The following is a 9801-nucleotide window of genomic DNA, read 5'->3' as shown; positions in this document are numbered from 1 at the left end:
CAGTATACTCCTTTCTAGGAAGATTTCTTTTTATCCCTATCTTTATTATAGGCCTACAGCAATTTAGATTCAATTTTATATATGTGAAAGTAGTTTCAGAATTCGAACTTTAATTTTTTTATTATACATTGATTATCATTGAAAAAATGTATAAACCAATTTCTTAGATTTGATAATAAGATGAACTATAAAATATACAAAATACCACTCCAGAATAATGTACAAAACAAAAATAAAGTACACTTTTTAACGAATGTACTTTATGCTTCTAATTTAGTTGTATCAATGGTTTAGCTTTAGTTTAGTCAATTGTACATAAACTTTTAGTTTTTAACTACAATAAAATCAGCAAACCTCATGGATCTACTGATTATTTTCTTCTCTAACTTATTTTTCTACATACTGAAATGGAATCTTGCTATCACAGAGCCAATTATAGACTCGATCATTGACTTGAACGTTCATAGCTTCATGCGCATATTCTGGCATAATTAAATGCTCTTTTGGACATTCTAAGCGATTATAAATAGCAAACTGCGTTTCAGGATAACAGACATCATCGTCTAGTCCTGTAATCATGTGAACTTGTCCTTTGATCCGATGAGCAAAATTTTTCACATCAATATAGGCCAAAGTCTGCATCAAACGATCTTCTGTTTCATGGAATGGATCATGGAACTTGAAATAACGGAAAAGCTCGTCATAGGCCTCACTGGTATTTCCAATTTCTAATACTCGTCTGAAATCTGATAAGAATGGATAAATGGTTACCGTTCGTTGTATACGAGAATTCAATCCAGCAGCAACCAGAGCAAGGGCACCGCCTTGAGAGGCTCCGTAGCTGGCAAGTTTGCTGTCGTCTACTTGAGGGAGGCTGGCTACAATTTCAATTAACTGGTAAAGATCTAAATAGACATCCTTATAAAAGAGCTCATCCGGACCTTCCACGGCTCCGCGGATAATCTGTCCTTTTACCGTATTCCCAAGTGGTGAACGGTCACCGTCTGTTGAATAGCCTGACTGACCTCTTACATCCATAGTCACAACACCATAGCCGGCTACTGTATAAGTCAGCATGTCAGACCAATCCCAACAACGGCCCATATAGCCATGAAAATGGAAAATAACTGGAACCTTTTGATCCGTTTTTGGGAAAACAACCCGCGCATAAACGGATCCATCTCGTGTTCCTTTAAAGGTTAATTCATAACAAGCAACATTTGGAATGCTGAAATCTCGTTCTTCGAGCTTGTATTCAGGCAGTTCAGTCATCTTTGCTAGGGCTTGATTCCAAAAGCTATCAAAATCTTCAGGAACGTCATCCCGTCCCTTGTAATTTTTCATTGTCTCTAATAATTTGGGATCTTTCATAAAATCCTCCTTAAGCATGTGTAATCGCTACCAAAAATGTACCATATTTACCTAAGGATTGCAAGAGACAAATAAAAATTACATAACCGAAATTATGTAATTTAATTATAGATTCAAAAACAGACTTAATTGTTTTACTAGATCTGGATTAGTGGGTAAAGCTGAATGATGAGCCTTGCGTCCTTTTAAATTTACTTCTGTATAGGCTTGTTTCTCAAAAATAGATTGTGCTGCTTGTGCACTAGAAAGAGGGACGATTCCGTCTGATTTCCCAGCAAAATTACCGACAAAATTAAGGACCTCTACTTCTTTTCCTAAGCGATGCCTCCATGTTTGAAAATCATCATACATCTCTTGATTGAATTGGTATGGACTTCCAATAATAACCAGCTTGCTTACGGTTAGTTTTTTCTTTTCTAAAAAGCCACTTTCCAATAAACCAGTCAAAACTAGACCACCATTGGAGTGCCCTACTGCCTTAAACTCTGTAAAATGATAGTGATCCAAAAGGTAGGTAAGAGCGATCTTAAGGGATTCGATTTGCTGCTTGATATTGCTGTAACCATCTCGATTATTTTCAAAGCCAATCACAATCATCGGATTCGGCTCTTTTGTATTTAGTCTTCCCTCCATCTCTATAGACTCATCTTTATTGACTTTTATTTTTAAGAGACTCTGCTTTTTTCTAGAATAGCGATGGAGCATGCGGATGGTTCCATTGAAACGCTGAATACTGGCTGAACTACCAGGTACAAAGATGATCGGTCTGATCGGTGGTTTCTTCGACCCTTTTGGGAATTCAAAGGGCTTGCTGTGCGAAGAAAAGAGTCTTCCAAAGAAACGAATGAGTTGTTGAAATAGTTTTTTTAACATGTTTCCTCTAGTAGTAGTTTCTAAAAGAACCCAGAACAGTGTGTTCCAGGCCCTTATTAGAAAGAATTATTTCCGTTTTTTCTTATTTTTGCGCATTTGTTTGGCCATCTTGTTCATCGCCCGTTTCATCATGAATTCGCCGGCTTTTCCTTTGAGACCACCACCGAACATTTGGCTCATATCAGGCATTCCAGCGCCTCCGCCAAGAGCTGATAAGTCAGGCATCCCGCCTTGTCCCATCATGCCTTCGAGGGCAGACATATCAGGCATGCCACCAGGCATATTCTTCGGCATATTATTTGGATTAAGCCCCATTTGTTTCATCATCTTGTTCATATCACCAGAGAGGACACCTTGCATCATCTGTTTAGCTTGGTTAAAGTCCTTGATGAATTTGTTCACTTCGACAAAGCTGTTTCCTGAACCAGCAGCAATCCGACGACGACGGCTAGGGTTCAAGAGATCTGGATTCTCCCGTTCAGCTGGTGTCATGGATGATACGATCGCGCGTTTGCGAGCAATTTCTCGTTCATCAACCTTGAGGTTTTTCATGGCTGGATTGTTGGCCATCCCTGGAAGCATCTTGAGCAGGTCTTCCATTGGACCCATGTTTTGAACTTGATCTAACTGGTCGATAAAGTCGTTGAAATCAAAGGTGTTTTCCCGCATCTTTTCAGCGAGTTCAAGGGAGCGTTTCTCATCGTATTCTTGAGAAGCTTTCTCGATCAGCGTCAGCATATCCCCCATACCGAGGATCCGACCAGACATGCGGTCTGGGTGGAAGGTTTCGATATCGGTTATTTTTTCACCAGTACCAGTGAATTTGATTGGCTTCCCAGTAATCTGACGGACAGAAAGGGCTGCACCACCACGGGTATCCCCATCAATCTTGGTCAAGATGACCCCGGTCACTTCGAGTTGTTCGTTAAACTCACGCGCCACATTGGCCGCTTCTTGACCGATCATGGCATCCACAACCAAGAGGATTTCATTTGGCTCAGCAAGGGCTTTGACGTCGCGCAACTCACCCATGAGTTTTTCATCGATTTGCAGACGACCGGCCGTATCGATCAAGACATAGTCATTGTGGTTAGCTCTTGCCTGCTCCAAACCTTGACGTACGATCTCAACTGCAGGGACTTCTGTACCGAGTGAGAAGACAGGGACATTGATCTGTTGACCAAGAGTCTTCAACTGGTCGATGGCAGCTGGACGATAGATATCGGCCGCAATCATCAAAGGACGTGCATTTTCTTCCTTGACTAATTTGTTAGCCAATTTCCCAGCAAAGGTTGTTTTACCAGCCCCTTGAAGACCGACCATCATGATAATGGTTGGGATCTTAGGCGACTTGATAATGTCTGCTGTCTCAGAACCCAAAATGGCTGTCAATTCTTCATCGACAATCTTCACGATTTGTTGGGCAGGATTAAGGGTTTCAATGACTTCATGCCCTACAGCCCGCTCGCGGACACGTTTGATAAAGTCTTTTACAACAGGAAGGGCAACGTCGGCCTCTAAGAGGGCTAGACGAATTTCTTTGGTTGCCTCTTGGACATCCGCTTCAGATATTTTCCCTTTCTTACGAAGATTTTTAAAGACGTTCTGTAAACGTTCGGTTAAACTTTCAAATGCCATTATTTTCTCCTATTTTTTCAATTCAGTGGAAATCGTCCGAAATGTTGCAAACATTCTAGTTCTTCGGGTGTGACTTCTTTCATGATTTCATTTGGATATCCCCAACAGCTAAAACCTATTTGCATAGCTTTGGAGATATCATTGGGCGAGATAATTTGTAGTCGAGTAGGAAATACTCCCTCTGCGACTAATAGTTTGCAAGGTATTCCTTGATAAATGACGAGACTGCCCATAATCACTCCCGATTGTCAATGCTTGATAAAATTTCAACCTGCTCTTGTAGAAAAGTATCTTCCGGATAGCGTTCTAAAATCTGATCAAAAATCTGACTACGAACAATGTAATCGGAATACATATGGAGTTTCATTTCGTAGTCCTCCAAAATCTTTTCTGTACGTTTAATATTGTCATAGACCGCCTGACGGCTCACTCCAAACTCTTCCGCAATCTCAGCCAAGCTGTAATCATCGGCGTAATAGAGCTCGATGTAGTTCATTTGCTTGTCCGTCAAGAGCGCTGCATAAAACTCAAAGAGCGCATTCATTCGGTTGGTTTTCTCAATTTCCATACCTTTCATTATATCAAAAAAGCCCGCTAAAGACTAGCGGGACTTGATGCTTTTTGAGCTTGAAATAAAAGGATCTATCATTAGAGTTTTAATGCTAACATATTGACTGTCATCCCTGCTGCAGTTCCCATCAAGAAGATGGTATCTCCCTCCTTCACATAGCCATGATCAAGTGCATAGGCTAAACCGAAAGGCACGGCTACCGAAACCATATTGCCATAATCGCTGACAATATTGAGATATTTATCTTTGCCAACTCCCATTTTGTCCATGACGAGTGGCAAGGCCCGGCTAGCTTGATGGGGAATAATATAATCTACAGCATCTTTAGAAATGCCTGATTTCTCTTGGAATTCTTTGAACATTTCTGGAATAACACGAGCAGAAAGTAAGAGAATTTTCTTCCCTTTCATGTCAAACATGAAATCAGTCTTGGTTGATTCAGAGTACAATTTCGGATGATAAGCTGTCAAACCACCCCGAATTTCAGTATCATGTGCTCCCTCAGACCAGGTACGTTGCATGCTGGCAATGATTCCTTTGTCTTGGCTTGTTGCTTCAAAAATAAAGGCAGCTGCTCCATCGCTGAATAATTCAAAACTCTCTTTTTGTTTAGGATTAAGGCCAAGACTTCCTACTTCACTGGATACAATGAGGACACGCTTGTATTCACCACCTTCAATCAGATAGGAAATGGTGCTTAAGGCTGATACAAAACTAGTACAGGTGGTATTAATATCCATGGCTGGAATCGTCAGTCCCTTGGCCACGCGCTCATGGATCAAAGAAGCCGTACAAGGAATAGGCTGAACGCCAACCGCACTAGCCGAAACCAGGCAGTCGATATCTGTCATTTCAAGCCCTGCATGTTTTAAAGCAGCTTTAATTGCATGCTCTGCTAGATCAATCTGTGTTTCTTCTCCTTCTTTCACCCGGTAACGAGTCTGGTCTTTGAAGTTTACTGTATGAGCTGGAAGCGCTGTTCCATAGCCTTTGATTTGTAGATGTCTTTTTACTGTAGTCATAGGATTCTCCTTTTATTGAAGTCGTTGAACACGTTTTAATTTACGTGTTGGGTCCCATTGGTAATCGATAAATTGAATACTTGGGAGGATGAATTGTTTTTGTTGAGCCAAGAGTTCAAATTGGGCAAAAATCGATCGCTCAATAGACTCTGTCCGGTGACTCAAGGCAATGGTAATGGATCCATCTGCCAACTGAGTTACTTGATAGTCCTGAATATTTTCGACAAAGAGAATACACCGTCGAATAAAATCCGGATAGATCATCTGGCTACTGCCACCTTCTTTTTTGAAATAGAAGATATCATCCGATCGCCCTTCGATCTTTGCGATTCGAGTAAAGACGGAACCACAAGGGCAAGGAGACTTTTCTTCCACCAAAATATCATTGAGGCGGTAGCGGTAGATGGGTTGACTCGTTCGTTTGAAATCCGTAATAATCGGATAAAAGCGGCTATCATCTAGATACTCTTTTTCGACATACAAAATATCTTCGTTGAGATGTAGATTGCCTTCTGAACAGGTACAAGCTAAAAATCCCTCTGTTGCTTGGTAGACCTGATCAACCTTGTCTAGTTGAAAAGCTTTGGCGATTGTCTCAGCATCTCGATCCTCTAGGATCTCTGCGACAGAGACAACCTTGACGGGTTGAATCGCAAGTTGCTGATTGCTGACATAGTTGGCTAACTCAATCAAGGTGGAAGCTGGTGCAACCACAATGGTTGGTTGATAGTCTTTGAGACGCTCTAAATGCTCCTTGCTATCCTTGAAAATATCAAAATATTCCAAGCGGATAAGGCCTGAATTAATGGTTTGATAGAGTTCATTGTCCGCTCGTAAGAAAAAGGCAATGCGATGACCAAACAGTTTTCCTTTCGGTAGCATCTTGGCTAAGATCGCTGCAGCCCACATACTTCTTTCTTTTTCTGTGGTGACAAAAACTCCTCGGTGGCCGGAAGTTCCAGAAGACAAGCCTACTGCTACTTCTCCATTCATCTCGGTAAAATCTCGCGTCTGTTCTCCGCGAATCGCCATCTCTAAAGCCTGATCTCGATCCACCCCTAGGGTATTGAGCTCATTGAAATGTGTCATCATGAAGGTTTTATCCATCGTTCCAAAGGATTCGGGAGAATGAGTCTGGAAATAGGGAGATTGAGAGGTGATAAAAGCATGGTAGCGTGCCAATTGCTTATCTTGGTATCGCTTCAAGGCCTCTTTTGAACGGAATCGGTGGCACCATCTGGTTTCAATAAAGGTTTTCAGAAAGACTGTTTTTTTCATTTAAAATCCTTTCAATCCGTTTTTGCGGGTCGTGGCTGACCACAACTTGAATACCATCTTGCAAGAGTGTTTCCAGCAACTCAGTTCCTTTTAAATAAGCCTTCTTATCATCCTGAACCAAGGAAGGAATCAGTCGCATTTGCCCTGTGTAAGGCAAGAGGTCTACTCCCCAAGAAAGATCTGCTCCGATGAAGAGTTTGAGCTCATCCAGATAAAGACAGCCTTGTCCTCTCGCATGTCCATCGATAGACGATACAAGAATGCTCCCATCTCCAAAAAGATCCGCAGTCGGGCGATAGGGGAAAGCAGGATGCCTTTGATCTGCTTTGAGACAAGTCACCCGATCTTTGAAATCAGCTGGAAGAAACTCTTTAAAAATCAGATCTTTAAATTTCGGTTTTTGGTACACCTCATAGACTTCCTGGGTAACAACGAAATGAGCATTTGGAAAAAGTGCTGCTCCACCGAGATGATCAGGGTGCAAATGCGAAAGAATCACATAGGAAATGGCTGCTGGATCAATTCCACGCTCTCGCAATAAATAATCGATCTGGTCTTCTTTTTTCATCTGCATTGGGGTGGCTAGACGGTACCAGAAATACCGTGCTTTTTTCTTAATCTCGTAGTGATAGCCGGTATCGTACAAAATATAGCCTTTTTCACGATGATGAATCAAAAAGACACCTGCTGGAAATTGCATTTTTTCATTCGGAATCCCTTTAAATAAGAGTCCAGAATGACTGCTACAAAAACCTGCTGGAAAATAATCAATGTGCTCGATCATGTTGGACATAGTTGTCAATCCCTTCCTCAATGGTCATTTTTGGATAGTAGCCAAGTTCTGTTTGGGCCTTTTGAATATCGAGGGTTTGGCTATAGCGAAGGAGATAATAGGTGTAGCGAGTCAAGGGGGGTTCAGCTTTTATATGAAACAATCGATACACCCCTTCAAGGCTGTACGCCACACCTGCTACTAGACCTGTTGGAATTTTCCGATAGCGGATAGGTTCTCCTAACCCTTTTAGTGTTGTTTCAATCAAATACTTAAAGGTCTTTGGTTCTCCATTTGTAATATTATAAACCTGCCCGTGTGCTTCTTTTGCTTCCAAAGCCAAACGAATGGCTAGAGCGACATTTTCCACACAGGTCATATCCATGAGCTGTTCTCCCCCTCGAATCAACGGAATCCCAATTTTTCTACTGAGGCGTAAAACCCGAGGCAAAATACTGGTATCCCCTACGCCAAATAATCCTCTTGGACGCAAGATGATACTTGGCACATCTGGATAGTCAGGAAATAGTTTTTCAGAAGCCAATTTGCTTCGGATGTAATTGTTGAGGTGGTTTTCTTTGGGAGCATCGCTTTCCTTAATATCCAATTGGTCTTTTCCAGCTGCGTAAATACTGGGAGAAGACACATAAACCAAGCGTTTTACTGCATATTCACGACTCAAGTCAAGGACATTTTGGGTGCCGATGACATTTGCCTGATAGAAATCTTTCCAGGGTCCCCAAGCAGTGGACAAGGCTCCTGCATGAACAATAGCATCAATTTCCTGAAAAGCTTGTCTTAGTTCCTCAATAGAGCTCAAATCTCCTTTAACAAATTGAACGCGCTCACTTTCCAGAGCCTTCCCAACTTTTTCGTTTCGGCCAAAGGCTACAATGGAATAATCGTGATCCAATAACTCCTCAATCACATATTTTCCAAGGAAGCCAGTCGCGCCTGTTACAAGAATTTTCATAGTTTTCCATCCGTTCCACGTCTTAATAATCGTTGAATTTCAAACTCTAAGGTATCCAACGGTTTGTAGGTTTTTGATAGTTTGTTTAGTCTCGTTAACTCTTCCCAAGATTCTTTTTCTAACAGGGCGTTAAAACCTGCTTGAATTTCTTCAGTGCGATTTCGATGAGCTTGAAAAGCAATCCCTGCTTCTACTCCTCGAATGGCATAGTCAAATTGGTCATAATCATGCGGTAAGATCAAGGCTGGTTTCTTAAATTCGATGCACTGATAAAAGATTCCAGCCCCTCCATGGTGAACCACATAGTCCATTTGCGGTATGTATTCTTTGTAAGGGAGATAAGTTACGAGAGTCACATTTGAAGCCACCTCTTCTTCAGAAAATTCTTTTGCCCCGTCTCCTAGTGTGACAAAAAAGTGGCATTCTGGATGCTCTTTGGCTAACTGCTTGGTTTGATGGAGCAAATTTTCTTTTGCCCACGGCAACTGAGTCCCACAAGTCACGAGAACCTTCTTTTTGTCTTCATAAAGGCTGAGATCTAAAGGATAATCTTCTGCTTTTTCAAGAGAAGTCCCCAAAGGGCCAAGCCAAGCATATTGATGAGGGAAATGTGTTTTCAACTCCAGCTCCATCATACCAATTCCAAAGATAGCATAAGGAGAGTAAATAGTCTCCACTCCATTTTGATTGTACAACTTGAAATTGTAACGTTTTAATCGTTTGCGTAAGAGGAAAGCCCCACAGTATTTTCCAATGCGCGTGAGTTTACGGCATAGTGCCTGTATCTTTTCTTCCTTCTTGGTTCGCGCAATTCCCATCCCTCCGAAGAAGCAAGGGGGACCATAAGGAGTTTCGATTGCAAATTGTGTTGCCATTGTGGTAATCCAAGGAATTTCCAACTCTTCTGCCACAAAGCCTGCTGATAGAGTGATAAAATCAGCAATCACAATGTCTGGGCGATTGACGCGCCACTCCTCTAACAATTGATCCGATACATGATTAATCAAATCGAGGCTCTTGGACAATTGCCGATAGGCTGAAAAGAGATTGTGTTTTTTATCGTTATTAGCCGCACGTTCAAATTCTTCTACTTTGTCCTCTAGAATCGGAACGACAGTGAAGCCCAGACTTTCTGCAACGGCCTTTTTCTGAGGTCCTGTGAAAACCCGGATTTCCATAGTTGGATCATCCAATAAGGGTTTGACGAGATTTAAAGTTGGGTACAGATGCCCACTCAAGGGAACAGCTACCACATCAATTTTAATTTTTTTCATTTTTTTCCTGCCTTATATCTTTTTTTAGA

At 41.6% G+C, this 9801-nt stretch carries 10 protein-coding genes; all 10 read right to left on the bottom strand.

Annotation, left to right across the window (positions count from 1 at the left end):
• Window positions 1-387: 387 nt before the first annotated feature.
• Entirely contained in the window at window positions 388-1371 is a 984-nt protein-coding gene (locus tag H7T92_RS09195) for an acetylxylan esterase (protein WP_201037615.1), read from the bottom strand.
• Window positions 1372-1476: 105 nt separating this feature from the next.
• On the bottom strand, window positions 1477-2244 hold the full coding sequence (locus H7T92_RS09190) for an alpha/beta hydrolase (RefSeq protein ID WP_201037614.1): 768 nt from the start codon (window positions 2242-2244) through the stop codon (window positions 1477-1479).
• A gap of 66 nt (window positions 2245-2310) precedes the next feature.
• Window positions 2311-3882: a signal recognition particle protein gene (gene ffh / locus H7T92_RS09185; protein WP_009731038.1), complete on the bottom strand. Its 1572-nt coding sequence runs from the start codon at window positions 3880-3882 to the stop codon at window positions 2311-2313.
• Window positions 3883-3899: 17 nt separating this feature from the next.
• Window positions 3900-4115: a hypothetical protein gene (locus tag H7T92_RS10470; RefSeq protein ID WP_049514330.1), complete on the bottom strand. Its 216-nt coding sequence runs from the start codon at window positions 4113-4115 to the stop codon at window positions 3900-3902.
• Between the two features lie 2 nt (window positions 4116-4117).
• Window positions 4118-4450 carry a putative DNA-binding protein gene (locus H7T92_RS09180; RefSeq protein WP_003001435.1) on the bottom strand — a complete coding sequence of 111 codons (333 nt, stop codon included), beginning with the start codon at window positions 4448-4450 and terminating at the stop codon, window positions 4118-4120.
• A gap of 80 nt (window positions 4451-4530) precedes the next feature.
• Entirely contained in the window at window positions 4531-5475 is a 945-nt protein-coding gene (locus H7T92_RS09175) for a 3-oxoacyl-[acyl-carrier-protein] synthase III C-terminal domain-containing protein (protein WP_155199603.1), read from the bottom strand.
• Between the two features lie 12 nt (window positions 5476-5487).
• The gene (locus tag H7T92_RS09170) at window positions 5488-6753 is read right to left on the bottom strand and encodes a F390 synthetase-related protein (protein WP_155199602.1); all 1266 of its coding nucleotides are present in this window, start codon (window positions 6751-6753) and stop codon (window positions 5488-5490) included.
• Window positions 6719-7546 (bottom strand): MBL fold metallo-hydrolase, encoded by an 828-nt coding sequence (locus tag H7T92_RS09165; protein WP_201037613.1) that lies wholly within the window; start codon window positions 7544-7546, stop codon window positions 6719-6721. The genes H7T92_RS09170 and H7T92_RS09165 overlap by 35 nt, the downstream gene beginning before the upstream one ends.
• Window positions 7521-8498, bottom strand: coding sequence for an NAD-dependent epimerase/dehydratase family protein (locus H7T92_RS09160; RefSeq protein WP_201037612.1), 978 nt, complete (start codon window positions 8496-8498; stop codon window positions 7521-7523). The genes H7T92_RS09165 and H7T92_RS09160 overlap by 26 nt, the downstream gene beginning before the upstream one ends.
• A complete protein-coding gene (locus tag H7T92_RS09155) occupies window positions 8495-9772 on the bottom strand; it encodes a glycosyltransferase (RefSeq protein ID WP_201037611.1) in 1278 nt (425 codons plus the stop codon). The genes H7T92_RS09160 and H7T92_RS09155 overlap by 4 nt, the downstream gene beginning before the upstream one ends.
• Between the last annotated feature and the right edge of the window lie 29 nt (window positions 9773-9801).

It is taken from the genome of Streptococcus parasanguinis, from assembly GCF_016648855.1.
In the GTDB taxonomy this organism is placed as follows: Bacteria; Bacillota; Bacilli; order Lactobacillales; family Streptococcaceae; genus Streptococcus; species Streptococcus parasanguinis_L.
This window is presented reverse-complemented; position numbering and strand designations above follow the sequence as displayed.